We start from the raw sequence: 19,340 nt of genomic DNA, 5'->3' as shown, positions 1-19,340 counted from the left end.
CATTTTAAATGGGCGGAATTCCGAGAAACCAAAGCGGGCGTAAAGTTGCATCTGCGTTTGGTCTTCGATGAAAATGGCACGCATTATCCGGATAAAGAAGTCATCACGAATGCGAAAGCACACGACCGCAATCAACTGGAAGTGCTGGTTGATGACAAAGAAGCCATGTACGTTTTCGATCGCGGATATGTGGATTACAAACGATTCGACCTCTTTACAGACGATGGAATCTTTTTCGTTTGCCGGCTGAAGAAGAATTCGGTCCTTCATCCCGTCTATTCGTTTTCTCTTCCAGAAGGAAGCGATGTCCTGTCGGATACCATGGCTTTTATTGGATCCAGCACTAACTGTACGGAAAATGTCTTTCGGATTATCGTCATACCAGACGGCAAGGGAGGCGAACTGCGTCTAATCACAAATCGATTCGACCTTACAGCGGAGGAAATTAGTGAAATCTATCGCTCCCGTTGGGCAATTGAATTGTTTTTCAAATGGATCAAGCAACACGTGAAAATTAAGCATTTCTACGGTCAAAGTGAAAACGCCGTGAAAAACCAAATTTACTTGGCGTTGATTGCCTATTGCTTGAACGTGTTGATTCAGATGGAATCGAAAAGTAAAAATTCAATCTTACGAATTTCGCGCATTTTGGTCGCAAATCTCTGGAGGAATTCCCAATATTGGCTTCGTAAAATCAGAAGCAAAAAAGTTCCGTAGGAATCCTTTCTATAACTGTCGCCCTCGCCTGTATGTATAAATTTGCCAAATGGACAGTACTACCTTTATTCGGGTGCTTACCTTTTTGACGAAAATATTGAAAACCTAGTGACTGAATATTCCGTCAAATTTTATGCAACACTAGTGAATCTTCTTAAAATAAATATTAATATTAGAATTCTTATACTAAGAGTCTAATATTAGGATTCTAAAATTATTGTTTCTTGATTCTTTATAAATGTCTAGAATTTTAGGTTCTGGTGGTAGGGTATTATTAGGAAAATAAATAATAAAATGCTTGGTTCTAAGTTAACCAAGCATTTTACATAAACCCACCAATAACTCATCTGTCGCCACATACACTCAACACAGGATGTGTGTGTAACTAGATACTAACATTTTGCTAACGCAATCAAATTTGCACCAGTTATCTTCATTCCTACGGTTCTGCAGAAGAATGCGCCCCACAATTTTCAATAATGACTCCACAGTCCCCTGCGAATAGTGTCTTGTAGCCGACCATCTTACGTATATCTGCTATGTAATAGAAAAAACTTCCAAAAAATGAAACCAATCACAAGTTGAAATCGTAATCAAGGTAATGAATGTAACTTTTACTAAGGAGGAATCAATATGTTCATAAAAAAAGTAGGTAGCATTTTACTACTATTGACTTTGTTTCTGACAGGCTGTTCGGAGCAGAAGATTAAAGTAGGAGCGGTTGAAGATCCAAATATGGAAACGATTAAAAAGTACTTGGAAATCGAATATAATGGCCCAGATGAGGAGGCTGTACGAGTCCAAAATGAAATGTTCGACGCTATGACCAATTCCGGAAAGACAGGAGTAGAACAGTATACAGATTACATTAATGAAACCTTTAGTCCTTATGTAGAGGAAGAGGAATTTCAAAAGTTGATTTTAATAAATTTAGTATTCACATATCATTATCAAGCACATGAAAGCGGATACACATTCAAGACCGATCAAATCCAGATTCAGCAACAAGAAGGTTTTGAGCGAAACTACGACTATAAGGTCGATGTAACATATGAAAAAGAGGGGGAGAAGAACTCTGCAACACTGACCGGTTTCGTCACGATGTCCGAGAACGGTAAAATCAGTGGAGTCAAGAGCTTAAGTGATAGTGGATTCTATACAGAGATGATCGAAATTTCCAACAAGGATCGCGATAGGGGAGCACTCACTTGGGGAATTCTACAGGAGCAGTTTGGCAGGACCGATCATAAGCTTAATAAGTTGTGGGCCGTTTCCAAAAATCCATTAGATAATAAGCCTCTTGTGGAGTATTTAAATAAAAAATATAGTTCCTTTTCAAAGGATGGATTGGAAGATTTTATTATCTCATTCGGGTTTGTCTATCCAGCCATTGCTGCTGAAAATGGATATGAATTGAGTGTTGGGGAAATTGAAGTAGGGCAACATGAAAATGAAACGACAAGCTATAAAACCTCGGTCGTCGTTCATTATAAAAAAGAAGGTGGCGAAGAAAAGAGCGCTATTGTTAAGGGAGTTGTAAAGATTAATGATGGACCAGTGGAAAAATTAGAAATCTTGGACGATGGAGGCTTGAAGGAAGGTTTGCAAAAATGAGTGGGCAGGAAAGCCCCAAGTCTAGTGATAGGAAATAATCCAATTTTAAGTTTAGGTCAGCCTTTACTACCTCTCCCACGGTAGCTCCACCGTGAAGGTATCTGTAAAAGCATTTCTTGGGGTGATGGGAACCGAGGATATCTATGTTGTAGTTATGTTCAACGAAAATCTGTAGATGCCCTTTGCCAAGTTAGTTCTCTAGTAATGCTTTCAACTTGAAAACAGGTTCATACGAATTAGTTTGATTTGACACACTTTTCACTTGTGGATTCGACTTTAAGCGTTGGATTTGTTTTTCTGTATAACGTTCATTTCCCATAAGAAAACCTCCGTTCAGCTCTTTTTTAAACGGAGTAGGCCTGTAGAGGCCCCAATTTTAGCTATACTCAGTATTTGCAATTGAAACTTTAAGTGTTATTAATAAAAATAAATTTATAAAGGTATTGCTTATCATACTAATTTTTACTGCATTAGGGATAAAGGTTATCCTTTCTTTTTATTTTTCATTTTTAGATTGTATGCTTTTATTTTTCTAATTCGTTTCCTCATTGTTAAGTCTGGTAAGTTTTTGAATCCTTTATATCCAGGTACCTCATTTGCTTCAAAAAAAACCAGCTTTCCATTATTTTCGATTCCAACATCCATCCCCCAAATTAGCCAATCCTTAAATGTTTCCGTGGAACATGCTTGTTTGGTTGCTTCAAGACTAACTTCGTCAATCTGTGAAAGAAGCGTAGAGATGTCGATATTGTCATCGACTGAAGATAACCTTATAGCTTCATCAACTGGCAGGACACTTCCTCCAGCCGCTAAATTTGTTTTAAAATAATCCTGTTGTGAAACTTTTGCATACTTACCTGTTACAATCCATTTATTAGTTCCAAATTTTCTTTGAACAATCACTCGAATATCAAAAGGCGAATCGTTTATTTTTGCAAGAGCAACAAATTGTTGAACTAAATAATCTTCTCCATTAGTGATATTCATAACATAGGAGTTTAGTTCTGTTTTCTGTGTGATTATTTTTTTTTCATCTTCAATATGGACCTCGTAATTACCTTCCTCCAATACTTTAACTTTTAACATTCCAATTCCTTTACCGTAGTTTTCCTTTTTGAGTATAATTTCTTGATGCTTATATAACATGGACCAAAGACTTTTTTCGCTTAACTTCTCTGTTTCAGGTAAAGTCTCTTTAACTACATCATTCTGCAAGAGAATATCTTGCATCAGATGTTTTGAGAATCTTTTTGGTGTTCTTGGGGTTCTCGCGTTCTTGTCTATTTTAACTCCTCCTAAAATTTTTTTACTTCTATATAATGAAAAAATGTGATCATACATGGACATTTAACTTTTTTCTTCTAATAATCTTTTAATCTTTCGTTATTGGAACAAGAAAAATAGGGAATTTAACATAAGTGGCACCAGGGAGTAAATAAATTAAGAATAGTAATAAAAACTAAAGTTTATTATATAAAAACAATGATAGGGTAAGGCAGTATCTTCGCTTAAAACTATTTATCCTCAAACCCCGCTAAGGCCTTTGCATACAAAAAGGACACCGGTAGAATTAGAGGTAGAATAGCTTTCTCTGATTTTGATCTGGTTAGTTTTTTATCGGCTGCAAAATTCACTTGTACCTCCAGGAGCCAAATCTTTAGATCTTTATCAATAATAAAATCTACTGCTGTCTCACCTAAAAGACCTATCTTGTTTTCAACTAACCTAATTGCTTCAATACATATTCGACTCAATTCTTTTATTTTTTCATCACTCTCTTTGGAATTTAAATCGTAAAATTCTTGGAGAGCTTCATAACCTGACATCATCGTATCCCTATTTTTAAAGTTTGAAATAACACTCCCTTCTTTTCCTACTTTTGTTTCGAATGCGGTAAACTTCCATTGCTTATCAGTACCTTTATGAAAGTAAGCTCTAAAGTCTATCTTTCTATCCTCTTGTATGCTTAAAATTTCCTGTTGAACTAAATAATCTCCGTGTATTTTTTTCTTTAGTATTTTGGAAAGTTCCTTTTTAGTTGTTAATTTAAGTTCTCTAAATGAATGATTATTTAAAACATAATCATCATTATCTAGTTTTAAACGAAAAATTCCTCGTCCCTGGGATAGTCTTGGCGGTTTTAAATAGATACTTCCATGATTTTTAAGCATATTAAGAACACTCTTTAGACCAGAATAGTCTATTGTTTCGGGGATATAATTTTTTAACAGGGGATCTTTTTCCATTAAGTTCCTAAAAAGTTTTTTACTGCAATTGGTGTATGGGAAATTAAATAAATTCCCACCAAGTTTGTTGTAGACTTTTTTTGATACCTTGCTCCTGCAGTAAACAGCCTTTGGATAAGGAAATGTTGCTTGAATAAACTCCTTAGATTTTGGTTCGAAGTAGTAGCCGGTTATCGTTTTATTTTGATGGTCTATATCATTTGGTCTAAAAATAAATATAAGTCCGTTGATCTTATTATAGTTTGAAAAACGTAAGAGCATTTTTTGGGGATTGCTGTAAAATACCTTAAGTGGAATAAACCCTATTACTGGGCCTATTATTAATTGGTTTTCATTAAAATAGCAATCATATGGTACATCAGGTATGGTTATTTGTGGTGTAAGAATTTTTGGAATGACAATATCTATTTCTGGAATTTTATTATCTATTTGAATAATAAGCTCCTTAACCATTTGACCGAAATGCAACATGATAGAGTCAGTAGATAACATGTTGAGTTTCTTTAGCGTGTTTTCATTGATCAAAATTAAATTTGAATCAAGCGTTGTATCCAGTTTTATATTATACAATTTCTTCTCACTCCAGTTATAATTTTACTTGTTGGAAAGGACACCAAATACTCTATGGTTACTGTTTTGCTTTTAACTAGCAAAAGGATAGGATTAAGTTTTTCTAAGTTGCTTCTATATATGGGTACAGTATTGGGCCACCAACTTTTTTTATTTCTTCTTGATTGAATATAGGTAATAAGTAATTACCTTCCTTATTTGACTTGAGTAATAATATAGTGTAGGAGTTCGTATTAGAAGGTCTAGTTGTTTTTTTGAAAATTTATTTGTTTTCAGCAGTTGTTGGAGTTGCGAACAATACTAGTAGAGCTATTTTCACCATTCTATAGATTAGTAATATCCATTTACGGGGGACTAAATCAAGCCAATTATGGGTTGTGTAACACGGTATAATGATGAAATAGACAACCACCTTTTTAAAATTTTTGCTATTTTATCATTTCAGGCAAAGGACTAGGTTGTTTTTTAGAAACATATAATTGATGGTCTATAAGCGATAGCTAATTTACGGCGGTTTTTTGAAATAGTCAACCGTTGTTAATAGTGCCATTCATACTAAAATATGTTTCACTACTATCATTGTATGAAATAGCTTAATAGTATCAATAGGCGTATATTAGAGGAAATTAACATAATTTTAGTAATTACCTTAACTAATAGCTGAAAAGGCTGATTTTAGAATGAATTCTATATAGATTAATATACTTACTCCTTCATTATGGATAACAAATTAATCTATTTATTTGTTTATAGGTAAAAAAAAACAGGGGAGATTTTGGTATAGTTAGTATATGTTATATTTTCTTAGGGGGAAGTATATTGAAGAAGATGAAGAAATTCGTTCAAAATATATATTAGGCAGAGTCATTGATAAGGACAGCAATTCCTTGCATTTGATTGATCCATATTTGTTCACAGTCTATAACTTGGTATAAATTATGTAGGATACACATCCCACGAACTCCTAACTCCACTATTTCTTCAGTTGATGGGGTCTTACACTACTCTATCCATTCTTCCTTTTCTGCAAGTTATACAAGCATACTCCAAACTTATTAGCTTCTGAATTTAATCCATTACCGCGTATTCAATCCAGTCATCGGAAGCTTTCTTTGTGATGAATCTTCTGCGGCTATTAATCTTTCAAGTTGTTACTGCACTTTTGTAATAAGAAAGTTTACATATGACCTCTCAACGGAAAAGAAGGAATTTAGTATTAAGTTTCTTCTCTTCTTTTTGTTAGTAAACGTTGTACTTTTACAAGCGGTTTTTATTGAACAGAAATTTCTCTATAGATTCATTATATCGAATGGTAATATAAGTATATAAAAGATGCGCAATTAGAAATTCATGGTTAAATACTTAAAAAAGTGATGTGAGTAATTTTATGGCGGAAAAACCGATTTATGTGGAAATTGAAATCCAAGATGATATCGAAAGAATATGGGAGTATAGCCAGCAGCCAAAACTGCATGAACAATGGGATTTGCGTTTTTCGTCGATAACATACAACGACAAGTTACCTGGAGAGACGTTGCAGACCTTTACCTACTCAACAAAAGTCATGCCAGGTTAACAGCGATCCATTTTCATTATTCCGCATTTATGCTTTGTATTTCAGTGGGGCTGATTGGCCGCGTAAAGATGACAAAACTCTATAAAATATGTGTACTCATCATCGCGACAGGACCGATGACAGTGGCGCTTGGCATCACATTTTCACATACCATCGAAATCATCTCGGTGTCGCTTTATGTACTGGCAATCTATGCCGTGACATTTTATACATTCCGTCTGAAGCTTCCTTTACCACAGGCGATTATCGTCCGAATTCCTTTTGTGACACTATGCGCAACAATTTTAGGGTCAATCCTTTATGCGTACGGTAATTTTTCAGGCAATACAGTGGTAACGATTCCGACCATGCTGATCGTCCACGGCTTTTTGAATTGCTTGCTATTTGGTTCCTTTACGATAATTGGCTGGGCATTGCTTGTGCCTGCCACGAAACAAAAATCGTTCAGTTTTCCGGTCAGCAATATACGCGGAAAATTGAAAATGACGGAAGTTCCGCACAAGGGACTGGTTGATGAACTAGAAGACTATGTGGACACAAGAAAGCTTCCCGTTAAAATAATTGATTTTTACGAGCAAACGGGAAGGTTCCAATTATTTGCATCCGTAAAATGGGCAGCCTGGTTTAAGCCTTTTGCATTCATCTACTAGTTTATAAGCCGAAAAATGGGCCAGCTCAATCTGCCTTTTTCGTCGGCTCAGATGGAAATGACAGGCTAAGTTCATTGATGGATGAACATCTCGATGGAAGAACCAAGCCGAGAGTCTGGAAAAGAATGATTGGCGAGGAGACTGTATTTGTAGCAATTTATTCAAAACACCAATCTAATGGAGAGATGTACATGAACATCGCATTGCCTTTGCCATTTTCATCGATGCACGGAATTCTACAATTGTCTGCTGAAAATGAAAGGCTTAACCTAACAAGCAATGGAGATGGAGACTCTGGAACCTATTTGGCGATTGGTCGATATATTATCAAATTGCCCCTGCATGAGAATTTTACGATAAAGGAGAAAAACGGAGACTTAATAGCTACACATGATATGACGTTATTTGGACTCCACTTTTTACATATCGATTATGTTATAAAAGAGAAAATAAACAGTAATCAGCTTAAAATTATACGCACTGGTGCTTTACGTCAATAAGGTAGTGACAGTGTAATTGAAGAGGCTAACTATTTTTTTAATTTAGAGACTACGGAGGGATTTTATATGGATTTTAAGATAGATGATTTAACTGGAGCTGAAGTTACTAAATTGGTAAGGGAGCATCTTCATAGTATGACATTGAATTCCCCACCAGAAAGTATACATGCACTAAATCTTGAACAATTGAAAGGTCCAAAGATTACATTCTGGAGTGCTTGGGAAGGAAATGAGTTAGTTGGATGTGGGGCACTTAAAGAACTTGATGATCAACATGGAGAGATAAAATCAATGCGAACATCTTCATTACATCTAAGGAAGGGTGTAGCAAAAAGACTACTTCAACACATGATTAAAGAAGCCAAGCTACGTGGATATCGGAGGTTAAGTTTGGAAACGGGATCAATGGATACTTTCAAACCCGCAAGAAGACTATATGCAAGTTTTGGGTTCACATATTGCAATCCATTTTCCGATTATACTGAGGACCCAAATAGTGTATTTATGACAAAGGAGTATTGAATTTGATTTACCTAAAAGGTTCGATGCTTGGAATGATTTTTTACTTATTCAAGTAAGTTTATATGGATTATTACCTTCAATTTTTATATTGTTAATTGGAATAGCAGTAAATTTTGGGTTATATAAAAAACACAATTAGAAAAATCGCAAGTTCCCTTACAATGGGTTCTGACTATTTGTGGTTAACATATCTAGGACTTACCGCCGAAGACATCAATAACTCCTACGGTCCAAGAACATCTGGGAAAATTGCTGGTGTATATGACGAATTTTTCTTTGATAATGTAGCAAGTGCAGCTGGACAACCTGTTGTGAAAAAAAATTATGTTGCGACAGAAGAAGGACAAGCATTTTTAGGTAATCCTGAAAATTCGCAAGCCGGTGAAGTTTATGAGGTTAATGGTGGAGAACGAATTATTTATCAACCAAATGAAACACATCCATGGAACCACTTCTCAACAACGTCAACTGGTCATGCAATTGACTTTTATGATATGACATTTGCAGGCTATGACAATCTTGTAGCGATTGGTGAAGATGGACAAACTTGGATGTTTAAAGAGTGGTTCTCATTTGTTGCTCTAATCGGATTTTTCCTACTCTTTATTCCATTAATTCTACTACTAACGAAATTACCATTCTTGAAAAATATTTATACAGAAAAACCAACAGCACTACCTACACCCAAAACAACGGGTTCTAATGTAGCAAGTTATATCTTACTTATCTTCGGTTGATTATTCCCAGCATTATTCTTCAGTGCATGGTTTAGCGGTGATGCTTATGGAATGAGATTAACCAGCCAAATTAGTATTATCTTGATTATTACATCAGTTATTGTTCTAATTTATCAGCTTGTCAAAAATACAGACAAAAATATCAAAACATGGTCTGCTATCATGCTTGTTTTAAGTTCGATTCAGTACTGGTATTTAAGTAACCAAGAGAAATTAATTGTAACAACTGAGTTATTCGGAGCTCCATCGGTAAACCCGCTTGTTTACTGGGCAATTAATGTAGCGATCGTGATCTTGATGATGATGGTCAGCAACCACTATATTGCGAAGAAACCAGAAGGAGCAACTATTGCAAGTTACGGTGTGAAGGCAACTGTGAAGACTGTTATTGCAACTCTTGTAACAGCCATCGTTGCTGTGTTTATAGGATATGCTATTCTCTTTGTAATCGATGCTGTTTTCAAAACAGACTTCCGTTTATGGACATTTGCAGTTAAGACGTTTGAAGGACATCATGTCATTACATTACTAAAATATGCACCACTATTCTTTATTTACTACTTTGTCGTAGGTACTTCAGTTAATATGAATACTGCCGGAGAGAAGTTTAAAGGATTTAAAGGATATATTTCGTCCATTCTACATTTCGTAGGAGGGTTAGTTCTTTACTTGGCTTATCACTATGGACTGTTGTTTACTACTGGAGTAGCAGGATATCCTACTGAATCGCTTTCATCCATCATCGTAATTGGTTTAGTACCTACATTAACAATCGCTGCAATCTTCAATACATTCCTATTTAGAAAAACAGGAAATGTTTATGTTGCAGCATTTTTAAATACGACTCTATTGACAATAATTACATTAGCAAACACAGCGCTTTATACGCAAATTTAATACTTATAAACTATAACTTCTAAATAGAGCAAAAGGCTAAGGCCCTTTGCTCTTTATAGGTCCATACACTCTCCTACATTAAATAAATTGGAGACTATATTTAGACGGAAACCGATTTGAAAGGGTCAGTGTTATAGTTAATACGATGCTACGGACTGCAATTGCGAAGGAGTGAAAAATATAAAAAATATTGAACCGATTGAAATATTGCGCTTTGATGAAAAGCATATCACGGAGATTAATAACGCAAATGAAGGGTTTTTAATAATTGGCAAGATTATCCCTAGTTTTCAAGAGGGTGAATGGGTTTACGAGGAGGAGCTATTTGAACGCACTTCGGAAATGAAGTTTCCCGATGATCATCTCAATTGGAGTGAATATATTAATAAAGAAGACAAAGTAATTTTTTTGGCTTACCAAAATAAAAAGTGTATTGGACAAATTAGGTTGGTAAAAGACTGGAATAAATATGCTTACATAGAGAACATTGCTGTTCGGAAAGAATTTCGGAAAAGTGGGATAGGACGTATGTTGCTGATTGTTGGAGAGGAGTGGGCAAAAGAGAATTCTTTGATTGGAATGTCTTTAGAAGCACAAAATGATAATCTCATCGCATGCAGATTTTATATCAAAGAAGAATTCGTCCTGGGAGGTGTAGATACATTAAAACAGTTTTATAACCCAAACATTGATATTACCTTATACTGGTACAAAATTTTTACCTAATGACGTATTATGAATAAATCTATTGTTTTGTCAAAAGGATACAAATCCTATTATAGGCTAGTAAGGGATTCATTTATAAAAAATTTGAATTAACTGTGCTATTATTAGGTTGAAATCGATTGATAAAGATATAAACACACAAGCTCATACTTAATGAAAATATTTTACTTCGTTATGGTTGACTCAATAAGGGCAATAATGATGAAACATGTGTGTAATGTTATAGGAGGTTTTATGATGGATAATAATGATATATTAATTAGAACTAGATATGCTCTGGATCTAAAAAACACAGATATGGTAGAGGTATTTAAACTTGGTGGCATTGAATTAACAATAGAAGAAGTCTTAATGACACTCATAAAAACACCTGAAAATGATGAAGATGAAGAGAACATAAAATGTGATAATATCATGTTAGAGTCATTTTTAAATGGTTTGATTATTTTTAAAAGAGGAAAACAAGAGCCTAAACCCGGACAACCTGAAAGAACAGCATTCTCTACAAATGAAAGAGTTAATAATATCCTCCTAAAGAAATTAAAAATAGCACTGTCATTAACAAGTGAGGATATGATAGACATATTAGAAACAGCTGGAGTGTTTATAACAAAAGGGGAATTAAGTGCTTTTTTAAGGAAAGAAGGACATAAGAATTATAAAGAGTGCGGCGATCAAAACGCTAGAAATTTCTTAAAAGGATTAGCCATAAAATATAGGGGATAAGGGTCGACCATCGTAACTGCACCTCCTGCCTAAAATGAGTACTTAATGAGCCGAAATGATGTAATAATAATTGTCCAGTTCATAATCAATAAAAAAGACTACTTCCGAAAAAAAGAGGGCACTGAAAAACTTACGTTTTTTTATAGCGTATTGGTTTTCAAAACAAAAAGAAGGCACTTTCTGTTCGATTTTGAACAGAAAGTGCCTTCTTTCTTTGTCTATTTCTTTGTCTATTTCTTACTCTTTTTCGTTCATTAGCTTCAATATTCGCTTAAGATTCACTGCGAATATCGTGGCGACTCCTTGTATCTCCATGCCACATAAACCCGCAGACGATACCGTATCGTACCCGTGTCCATTTTTTAACTCACTATTTTTTGCATCCACTTTATAGCGTTCCTTCGCTATCTGGATAAATTCATCCGTTTGTTGAAAGGCCAGTTGCTCCGCGTGTGTTTCGGATTTTAAGCTTACCGAATAGGTTTTACTTTTCGCACCTTCCTTATAACATCCATCACGTAATGGGCATACCTTGCATTTTTCAATATCAAAATAATGTGTTTCTTTTTAGTTTTTATTTTGTCCTTTTTTCCCGTTCGTGCTTTTCGTATTGCTAAATTCCCTGCTTTACAAACAATTCGCCCGGCATCCTTGTTGTATTCAAATTTGTCTTCTTCCGTTCGATTTCCTTCTGATATATTAGGATTTAACTTGGAAACAAGTTTAATTTGTTCCTCTTTTGTATATTCAATATTCGCTTTCTCTGAATAAGCTGTATCTCCAATAACGGTGTCTACTTCCATACCTGCTTGTTTACTTTTTTCTATCAATTCTTGTAAGTACTTGCCATCACTTTTTTCACCTGTCGTGATGACAGCTGCTGTAATAATTCGCTCTTCACTTAATGCAATATGTGTTTTATAACCAAAGAAAGATGAATCAGCTGATTTATGGCCTTTTCGTACATCGCTATCGGACGAATAGGAAAGGTGCGCTTGATAATCCTTGAAAACTTCTTTTAACATATTTAAACGCTCTTTGACAGCGGGTACTTGTGCGACTTGTGGTTCCTTTTCAATTACTGCAATTAATTTTTCGCAGTAGTTACTTCATTTATTACCTCGTTTGTCGTATTTTTTGCAGGAAGCTTATCTTTCATCGACTCATCGATTTTATAGATTGCTTTTCGGACATTTTTGATTTCTCTTGTAAAAACTCTTTTGGTGACTTTTGATTGAAACGAGCTTTTGTATGTGTGGCATCCACAATAATGGTACTACTTTTAATGATGTTCTTTTCCAGTGCGATTTCAACAGTTTTCCCAATTAACATATCTAATAGACCGACATCTTTTAGACGTAGACGACGGAATTTTGTCAGGGAACTTGGATCGATGACGTCATCTTCTGGCACCATATCTAAACGGGGGATTTCGAACAATGATACGCATCAGAACAAAGTTATTAATCTATTTTATTATCATCGTGGTTCTTGTAAATGGTGTTGCTTTCTTCTTATATGATAGCAGTGAGGATATTTTGGATGAATATGAAGCTAGCTTTGAACGGTTTCTTTTACTAAATGAAATATCACAGCGAACCAATGTAATGGTCGATTATGTTAATGCCTACCTTGTTGAAAAGGATAAAACCTATCTGGAGGAGTTTCAACGTGAAAGAAATCTGCTAAATGAGAATAAGAGAAGATTAACTGAGGACATTGAAAAGGAGCAAAACTATGTGCTGATAAGAAACTATAAAAATATGCTTGATAGCTTTGTTAATGAATGTACTATAGCTGTGGAAGCTTTTAATAGAGGGAATGTGAATCAATATTCTGCTCATTTTAATGAAGCTACGAGAATTTCTAGTTTCATACAAGAAACAACGTTATCGGTACTAAACAAAGAATTGTCAGCATACATTTTAGAATATTCATATTCATAATTATACTAATAATCAATAATCTAAATTAAGAAGTAAAAATTAAATTTCCTAATCTATTAGGATATTAATTTTCTATTTTTCTACGAATTACGGAGGCAATATCGGTAAAAGGGGTCGAAAGGAGTACTTATGCCAATGGGATTTAGCTTGGATGGAATAGATATAAGGATTATTAAAATACTAGCAAAAAATGGAAGAGCACCATTCACTGAAATTGCTGCAGATCTTAAGGTAACCGAAAAAACAGTTCGTACTCATTATAAACAATTAATAGAAAAAGAAATTATTACTATAACAGGTGTAGTGAATCCATTATCTATAGGCTTGAATGCGCTGGCTATTGTTTGGTTAAAAGTTGAGCTTAATAGACTTGATGAGGTAATTGAGAATATAAAGAGAATGAAAGAAGTTCGTTTTGTTAGTGTAGTAACTGGGAAATATCAGCTAATTATTCAAGTAAATGTATCGACCCAGGAGGATTTAAAAGAAAGCTTCCAACGATTAAATAAAATAGGTGGAATTTATGAAGTAAACAGCATGATACAACTAGAGGTATTAAAAGATACATTTGAATACTTTTTAAAATAGACATCAAAGTATTTTCAGTAAGTCTACTTATTCTAGTTATAAAATGGAGTAATCCATTTTATAAAAAAAAATTAATCAAAAAAGGTGGGATCTAGTGGAATTAAATACATTTTCTATAACAGCTAGATGTAAAAAAACAGGTAGACTTGGTGTTGCAGTACTAACAAAGGCCTTTGGTGTTGGGTTTCTCTGTCCATTCGTAAAGGCAGGAGTTGGTGCTATTTCAACCCAAGCTTGGGTTAATACTTCACTGGGACACCGCGGTCTATCATTACTACAAGAAGGGAAGGGCGCAGAGGAGGTATTAAAGGAATTAATAGAATCGGACCCAGGCAAAGAAATGCGGCAACTCGCTATTGTTGATAGAAAAGGAGGTGTTGCTGGATTTACAGGGTCTAAAACGAATGATTGGAAAGGCCATATTATCGGAGATCAATTTGTTTGTGCAGGAAACTTACTTGTTGGTGAGGCAGTCCTTAAGGCAATGTCAGATTCATTTAATATTACAACTAATGAAGAATTAGGAGAAAGGCTTCTAAAGTCGGTTGAAGCAGGTCAAGAAGCTGGAGGGGACAATCGAGGGAAGCAATCAGCTGCATTAATTGTAGAAGATCACCAAGAATTTCCTTATATCAATTTAAGAGTGGATGATCATGAAACTCCTGACATTGAATTAAGAAGATTGTTTGAAATTCATAAACAAGGTTTGCTTAAAGTTTATGATCAGTGGATTGACACAATAAAGTCGGGTCAAGATCCATCGGGAGATTTTAAATAGATTTATAAAAAATAAGGAGGATAAATATGAAAAACCATCATTTTTTCAAATCATTTTTATTTATTTTAATGTTAACATTGTTTGCTTCTGGTTGTTCGTCCAATTCATCTACTACTGATAGTCAAGGGACTGAAGAAAACACAAGTGAACCTACTTCGAATACAGAAGATACTGGGGAACCTAAACAAGGTGGGGAATTAACGGTTGCTGTTATTGCTGATCCAGTAGGACTAGACCCTCACTTAGCTAGTGCGGCTTCTACTGTCCGTGTTATAGAGCATGTGTATAGTGGCTTACTTAGTCAAGATGTTAAAGATTATGGTTCATACCTACCCGATTTAGCTGAAAAATGGGACATCTCGGATGATAATAAAACGTATACTTTTTACCTAGTAGAAGGAGTAAAGTTCCATAATGGAAGAGAACTTACTGCTGAAGATGTAAAGTATTCTATTGAAAGAATTAAAAATCCAGATCTAGGATCACCGAGAGCATATATGTTTGATAAGGTAGAGTCGATAAATATTATCGACAACTATACTGTTGAATTCAAACTTTCAGAACCGTTTTCACCTTTACTTAGTAACCTTGCAAATTCTTCTAATGCTATAGTGCCAAAAGAAGTTGTTGAAGAGCATGGTGACTTGCAGAATGTTGCGATTGGAACAGGACCTTTTGTGTTTGAGAAATGGACTCCGCAAACGTCAATTGAGTTAACTAGATATGAGGACTATCATGTTGAAAATCTTCCATATTTAGATAAAGTGGTTCTAAAACCAATTCCAGATGATACTGCGCGTACAACGGCTCTAAGAACAGGATCAGTAGATTTGATCGAAAATGTACCACAAAAAGATGTTCAAATTCTTGAAGGTGATTCAAGTGTAGTAGTACAAGGGGGGCCAGGAACTTTTTATGATTATATTGGATTTAATATGAACAAGCCTCCATTTGATAATATTAAGGTTCGTCAAGCAATTGCATGGGCGATTAACAGACAAGAAATTGTAGATATTTCTCTTTTTGGTTACGGAACAGTGCTTGATGGAGGACCAATTCCAAATACACATTGGGCACATGCTGATTTTAAAGCTTATGGACCAGATCTTGATAAAGCAAAAACATTACTTTCAGAAGCAGGATATCCAGATGGTTTCAAAGCGTCAATTAAAGTCGGAGCAGAGTATAAGTCCCAAGTTTCAATCGCTCAAGTTGTAAAAGAACAGCTACAACCACTGGGAATTGAAATAGAGGTACAACCAACTGAATGGGGACTTTTCTTAGACCAATGGAACAAAAAAGAATTTGATATGGTTGTCTTAGGTTGGATTGGTGCTGTTGACCCTGATGATTGGCTTTATGCTCAATTCCACTCTGGAGAAGCTTGGAATGCTTACGGGCTAGATGTTCCGGAGATTGATGCTTTGTTAGAGCAAGGTCAGTCTATAGCTGATGAGGCAGAACGTAAAACAATTTATCAGGAAGTACAAAAATTAATAGTTGAGGAAGCACCATATGTATTTTTACATGTAAATGATCAATATGAAGGATTAGCTCCTAATCTTAAAGGATATGTTACATCTCCTACAGGTTCATTCATAGGTTTAAAAGAAGCTTGGTTAGATAAATAAGAATAATAATTCACAGTAAAAGCCCAATGATTTTACGGGCTTTTACTACAATGGAGGGGATTGGATGTTTAAATATATCATGAAACGTCTTTGTATGTTAATCCCAGTACTAATAGGAATTAGTACGATTGTTTTTTTGTTAATTAGTTTAATTCCAGGTGATGTTGTTGACATCCTTTTAGGTACAAGTGCTACTCCAGAAGCAAGAGAGGCATTACGAGAAAATCTTGGATTAAATAAGCCAGTAGTTATTCGTTACTTTGAATGGATGTTTAACGCGATTCAGCTGGATTTTGGGGAATCAATACGAACAGGCAAACCAGTTATTGAGGAATTTTTTGCTAGGCTTCCTGCAACCCTTCAATTAGCTGGGTTGGCAATGGCTATATCATTATTAATTGGAATTCCATTCGGAATATTAGCAGCTATTAAAAAAGATTCATGGATCAGTCATGTAGTATCAGTAGTATCTATGTTAGGTGTGTCTATTCCTGCTTTTTGGCTGGGAACTATGCTGATATTATTTATTTCATTACAATTACGTCTATTACCTCCGGGAGGATTTGTACCGTTTTTAGAAAATCCAATAGAAAATTTAAAGGGAATGATATTACCCGCATTTACGCTTGGAACTTCTATGTCAGCGGTTGTAATGAGGATGACACGATCTGCAATGTTGGAGGTACTTGGTCAAGATTATATGAAAACCGCACTTGCAAAAGGGGTTACTCCTAAATTGTATCGCTATAAACATGCTTTTAAAAATGCTTTAATTCCAGTCTTAACTGTAATCGGTATCCAAATAGGATATCTGTTAGGTGGAGCTGTCATTATTGAAGAAGTATTTGCTCTACCTGGTGTAGGTAGATTAGCGTTACAAGCTATTTATCAAAGGGATTATCCGCTAGTCCAAGTCACAGTATTAATGTTCTCTTTAGGTTTTGTCCTAGTTAACTTACTAGTTGATATAATATATGCCTACATCGACCCAAGAATTCGATATGAATAGGAGGTTGTGTGATGAATCCAGTGTTAAAAAAACAGCAGACACCCCCTGTAGTTGATTTAAATGCTATTGATAACATTGGGGAAAAAACAGAAGGCTTTTACAAAGTGTCTTTTGATAAGCTAAGAAAGAATAAATTAGCTATGTTTGGCCTTTATGTTATTTTGCTAAATATTATTATGGCGGTTTTTGCACCTTTAATAGCACCTCATGATCCTACAGAAATGTTTGTGAAAAATAGATTGGAAGCACCTAGCTCACAGTTTTTTATGGGAACAGACGAATTTGGGCGGGATATTTTTAGCCGAATCATATATGGAGCTCAAATTTCTTTGAAGGTCGGTATCATCTCTGTTGGAATAGGTATATTCTTTGGTGTGTTTTTGGGTCTTATTTCTGGTTATTTTGGAAAGCTACTTGATAATGTGATTTCTAGATTTATGGACGTTTTATTTTCTTTTCCAGATATTCTTTTAGCCATTGCAATCATGGCAGTTTTGGGTTCGAACATTACAAATGTGATGATCGCAATAGGAATAGTTTCAATTCCTATTTTTGCCAGGATTACTAGAAGTGCAGTTCTTTCCGTGAGGGAGTCTCAATTCATTGAAGCAGCAAAATCTACGGGAGTAAAGGATATTGTTATTATATTTAGACACATTCTCCCCAATATATCAGCTCCTATAATTGTTCAATCGACTTTAAGTTTGGCATTTGCAATTATTGCTGAGGCGTCATTGAGCTTTCTTGGTCTTGGGACACAACCCCCTAGCCCATCATGGGGATTAATGTTAAATACTGGAAGGGGATTTATGGAAACATCACCATGGGTTGCGATATTTCCAGGACTTGCAATTATGATTACAGTTCTAAGTTTTAATGTATTAGGAGATGGATTACGAGATGCGCTTGATCCTCGTTTAAAAAAGGATTAGAGGTGAATAGTATGGAAAATCTTTTAGAAGTTATTGATTTAAAGGTCACATTTCCTACTTCCAAAGGTAGAATAAGGGCCATAGACGGTGTTAATTTCAAAGTGAAAAAAGGTGAAATTCTTGGGATTGTCGGGGAATCAGGTTCAGGAAAAAGTATTTCTAGCTTATCGATTATGGGGTTGATTTCTGATCAAGGCCAGGTAGAAGGCAAGATTTTATTTAACGATGAAAATCTGTTAAATAAGACTGAAGTAGAAATGAGAAAAATCCGTGGTGATAAAATCTCGATGATCTTTCAGGATCCAATGAGCTCCTTAAATCCAGTTTTTACAATAGGTAACCAAATTAGTGAAGCAATACTACTTCATAACAAGGGTGTTACTAAAAAGGAAGCTGTTGAAAAAACAATAGAGTTATTAAAGTTAGTTGGTTTACCCTCTCCCGAGCAACGGATCCACGATTATCCACATAAATTTAGTGGTGGGATGAGACAAAGGGCGATGATAGCGATGGCACTTGCCTGTGAACCGGAGCTGTTAGTTGCTGATGAGCCGACAACGGCGCTTGATGTAACAATCCAAGCGCAAATTTTAGAACTTTTAAAAGAAATACAAATGAAGCTTGGTATGTCTATTATTTTAATTACGCATGATTTAGGCGTCGTTGCGGAGACCTGTCACAGAGTAGCTGTAATGTATGCTGGACATGTTGTTGAAGAAACAGATGTTTATACTTTATTTGCTAATCCTAAACACCCTTATACGAAAGGACTTATTAACTCTCTACCAAAGTTGGGATCTAGAGAGAGATTGACACCTATCCAAGGACAACCACCACAACTCTATGATGATTTAACAGGCTGTAGGTTTGCATCTCGTTGTCCTTTTGTTTCAGCTGAATGTTTAGAAAATGAACAAGTAATTGCTGAAGTCACAAAAGGTCACTTTGTCCGTTGCCATAAGGAGGTAGGATAGT

At 35.2% G+C, this 19,340-nt stretch carries 20 protein-coding genes and 1 pseudogene; 17 read left to right on the top strand and 4 right to left on the bottom strand.

What is annotated here, in order from left to right; translation table 11 throughout:
* Together B371_RS0118435 and B371_RS0118430 are read left to right on the top strand one after the other, a co-directional pair.
* Positions 1-717 (top strand): IS4 family transposase (locus tag B371_RS0118435; RefSeq protein WP_019415797.1); only part of this gene is annotated, 717 nt, incomplete at its 5' end.
* A gap of 633 nt (positions 718-1,350) precedes the next feature.
* Complete coding sequence (locus B371_RS0118430) at positions 1,351-2,331, top strand: hypothetical protein (RefSeq protein WP_019415796.1); 981 nt, start codon at positions 1,351-1,353, stop codon at positions 2,329-2,331.
* A 190-nt stretch (positions 2,332-2,521) separates the two neighbouring features.
* On the opposite strand, the gene B371_RS24315 is transcribed toward B371_RS0118430, so the two are convergent.
* The 3 genes from B371_RS24315 to B371_RS0118415 all read right to left on the bottom strand — a co-directional run bounded on the left by B371_RS24315 (position 2,522) and on the right by B371_RS0118415 (position 5,147).
* Positions 2,522-2,650 (bottom strand): hypothetical protein, encoded by a 129-nt coding sequence (locus B371_RS24315; RefSeq protein WP_019415795.1) that lies wholly within the window; start codon positions 2,648-2,650, stop codon positions 2,522-2,524.
* A 164-nt stretch (positions 2,651-2,814) separates the two neighbouring features.
* On the bottom strand, positions 2,815-3,672 hold the full coding sequence (locus tag B371_RS0118420) for a YheC/YheD family protein (protein WP_255348677.1): 858 nt from the start codon (positions 3,670-3,672) through the stop codon (positions 2,815-2,817).
* Positions 3,673-3,845: 173 nt separating this feature from the next.
* The gene (locus B371_RS0118415; protein ID WP_019415793.1) at positions 3,846-5,147 is read right to left on the bottom strand and encodes a YheC/YheD family protein; all 1,302 of its coding nucleotides are present in this window, start codon (positions 5,145-5,147) and stop codon (positions 3,846-3,848) included.
* A 1,387-nt stretch (positions 5,148-6,534) separates the two neighbouring features.
* Here B371_RS0118415 and B371_RS23840 point away from each other — a divergent pair.
* The 8 genes from B371_RS23840 (at position 6,535) to B371_RS0118385 (ending at position 11,481) form a co-directional block, all read left to right on the top strand.
* On the top strand, positions 6,535-6,723 hold the full coding sequence (locus tag B371_RS23840; protein ID WP_237721560.1) for a hypothetical protein: 189 nt from the start codon (positions 6,535-6,537) through the stop codon (positions 6,721-6,723).
* A gap of 29 nt (positions 6,724-6,752) precedes the next feature.
* Positions 6,753-7,373: a YndJ family transporter gene (locus tag B371_RS24185; RefSeq protein WP_237721559.1), complete on the top strand. Its 621-nt coding sequence runs from the start codon at positions 6,753-6,755 to the stop codon at positions 7,371-7,373.
* 191 nt (positions 7,374-7,564) lie between these two features.
* Positions 7,565-7,873, top strand: a complete 309-nt coding sequence (locus B371_RS24180; protein ID WP_237721558.1) for a hypothetical protein — start codon at positions 7,565-7,567, stop codon at positions 7,871-7,873.
* Positions 7,874-7,939: 66 nt separating this feature from the next.
* Positions 7,940-8,395 carry a GNAT family N-acetyltransferase gene (locus B371_RS0118400; RefSeq protein ID WP_019415789.1) on the top strand — a complete coding sequence of 152 codons (456 nt, stop codon included), beginning with the start codon at positions 7,940-7,942 and terminating at the stop codon, positions 8,393-8,395.
* Between the two features lie 113 nt (positions 8,396-8,508).
* Positions 8,509-9,132 carry a hypothetical protein gene (locus B371_RS23835; RefSeq protein WP_019415788.1) on the top strand — a complete coding sequence of 208 codons (624 nt, stop codon included), beginning with the start codon at positions 8,509-8,511 and terminating at the stop codon, positions 9,130-9,132.
* Positions 9,133-9,183: 51 nt separating this feature from the next.
* Positions 9,184-10,029: a hypothetical protein gene (locus B371_RS23830; protein ID WP_019415787.1), complete on the top strand. Its 846-nt coding sequence runs from the start codon at positions 9,184-9,186 to the stop codon at positions 10,027-10,029.
* 180 nt (positions 10,030-10,209) lie between these two features.
* On the top strand, positions 10,210-10,755 hold the full coding sequence (locus B371_RS0118390) for a GNAT family N-acetyltransferase (RefSeq protein ID WP_050995814.1): 546 nt from the start codon (positions 10,210-10,212) through the stop codon (positions 10,753-10,755).
* 237 nt (positions 10,756-10,992) lie between these two features.
* A complete protein-coding gene (locus tag B371_RS0118385; protein WP_019415785.1) occupies positions 10,993-11,481 on the top strand; it encodes a DUF1456 family protein in 489 nt (162 codons plus the stop codon).
* A 237-nt stretch (positions 11,482-11,718) separates the two neighbouring features.
* Here B371_RS0118385 and B371_RS23105 read toward each other — a convergent pair.
* Positions 11,719-12,903: pseudogene (locus B371_RS23105) on the bottom strand (transposase); the annotation flags it as partial.
* A gap of 17 nt (positions 12,904-12,920) precedes the next feature.
* Here B371_RS23105 and B371_RS0118370 point away from each other — a divergent pair.
* The 7 genes from B371_RS0118370 to B371_RS22095 all read left to right on the top strand — a co-directional run bounded on the left by B371_RS0118370 (position 12,921) and on the right by B371_RS22095 (position 19,339).
* The gene (locus B371_RS0118370; RefSeq protein WP_019415782.1) at positions 12,921-13,427 is read left to right on the top strand and encodes a hypothetical protein; all 507 of its coding nucleotides are present in this window, start codon (positions 12,921-12,923) and stop codon (positions 13,425-13,427) included.
* Positions 13,428-13,562: 135 nt separating this feature from the next.
* A complete protein-coding gene (locus B371_RS0118365) occupies positions 13,563-14,015 on the top strand; it encodes an Lrp/AsnC family transcriptional regulator (protein WP_019415781.1) in 453 nt (150 codons plus the stop codon).
* Between the two features lie 94 nt (positions 14,016-14,109).
* The gene (locus B371_RS22100; RefSeq protein WP_019415780.1) at positions 14,110-14,793 is read left to right on the top strand and encodes a DUF1028 domain-containing protein; all 684 of its coding nucleotides are present in this window, start codon (positions 14,110-14,112) and stop codon (positions 14,791-14,793) included.
* 26 nt (positions 14,794-14,819) lie between these two features.
* Complete coding sequence (locus B371_RS0118355) at positions 14,820-16,424, top strand: ABC transporter substrate-binding protein (RefSeq protein WP_019415779.1); 1,605 nt, start codon at positions 14,820-14,822, stop codon at positions 16,422-16,424.
* 64 nt (positions 16,425-16,488) lie between these two features.
* A complete protein-coding gene (locus tag B371_RS0118350; RefSeq protein ID WP_019415778.1) occupies positions 16,489-17,433 on the top strand; it encodes an ABC transporter permease in 945 nt (314 codons plus the stop codon).
* An 11-nt stretch (positions 17,434-17,444) separates the two neighbouring features.
* Positions 17,445-18,365, top strand: a complete 921-nt coding sequence (gene nikC, locus B371_RS0118345; protein WP_019415777.1) for a nickel transporter permease — start codon at positions 17,445-17,447, stop codon at positions 18,363-18,365.
* Between the two features lie 11 nt (positions 18,366-18,376).
* On the top strand, positions 18,377-19,339 hold the full coding sequence (locus B371_RS22095) for an ABC transporter ATP-binding protein (RefSeq protein WP_019415776.1): 963 nt from the start codon (positions 18,377-18,379) through the stop codon (positions 19,337-19,339).
* The last annotated feature ends 1 nt before the right edge of the window (position 19,340 follow it).

This window comes from Paenisporosarcina sp. TG20, from assembly GCF_000286315.1.
Taxonomy (GTDB): Bacteria; Bacillota; Bacilli; order Bacillales_A; family Planococcaceae; genus Paenisporosarcina.
Note: the sequence above shows the minus strand (reverse complement) of the source record. Positions and strands in the feature narration are given on the sequence as shown.

Bases quoted from the DNA above. Each gene is read 5' to 3' on its own strand.
- B371_RS0118430 (WP_019415796.1), top strand. From the start codon at position 1,351: ATGTTCATAAAAAAAGTAGGTAGCATTTTACTACTATTGACTTTGTTT.
- B371_RS24315 (WP_019415795.1), bottom strand. From the start codon at position 2,650: ATGGGAAATGAACGTTATACAGAAAAACAAATCCAACGCTTAAAGTCG.
- B371_RS0118420 (WP_255348677.1), bottom strand. From the start codon at position 3,672: ATGTATGATCACATTTTTTCATTATATAGAAGTAAAAAAATTTTAGGA.
- B371_RS23840 (WP_237721560.1), top strand. From the start codon at position 6,535: ATGGCGGAAAAACCGATTTATGTGGAAATTGAAATCCAAGATGATATC.
- B371_RS24185 (WP_237721559.1), top strand. From the start codon at position 6,753: ATGCTTTGTATTTCAGTGGGGCTGATTGGCCGCGTAAAGATGACAAAA.
- B371_RS24180 (WP_237721558.1), top strand. From the start codon at position 7,565: ATGAACATCGCATTGCCTTTGCCATTTTCATCGATGCACGGAATTCTA.
- B371_RS0118400 (WP_019415789.1), top strand. From the start codon at position 7,940: ATGGATTTTAAGATAGATGATTTAACTGGAGCTGAAGTTACTAAATTG.
- B371_RS23830 (WP_019415787.1), top strand. From the start codon at position 9,184: ATGAGATTAACCAGCCAAATTAGTATTATCTTGATTATTACATCAGTT.
- B371_RS0118385 (WP_019415785.1), top strand. From the start codon at position 10,993: ATGGATAATAATGATATATTAATTAGAACTAGATATGCTCTGGATCTA.
- B371_RS0118370 (WP_019415782.1), top strand. From the start codon at position 12,921: ATGATACGCATCAGAACAAAGTTATTAATCTATTTTATTATCATCGTG.
- B371_RS0118365 (WP_019415781.1), top strand. From the start codon at position 13,563: ATGGGATTTAGCTTGGATGGAATAGATATAAGGATTATTAAAATACTA.
- B371_RS0118355 (WP_019415779.1), top strand. From the start codon at position 14,820: ATGAAAAACCATCATTTTTTCAAATCATTTTTATTTATTTTAATGTTA.
- B371_RS0118350 (WP_019415778.1), top strand. From the start codon at position 16,489: ATGTTTAAATATATCATGAAACGTCTTTGTATGTTAATCCCAGTACTA.
- nikC (WP_019415777.1), top strand. From the start codon at position 17,445: ATGAATCCAGTGTTAAAAAAACAGCAGACACCCCCTGTAGTTGATTTA.
- B371_RS22095 (WP_019415776.1), top strand. From the start codon at position 18,377: ATGGAAAATCTTTTAGAAGTTATTGATTTAAAGGTCACATTTCCTACT.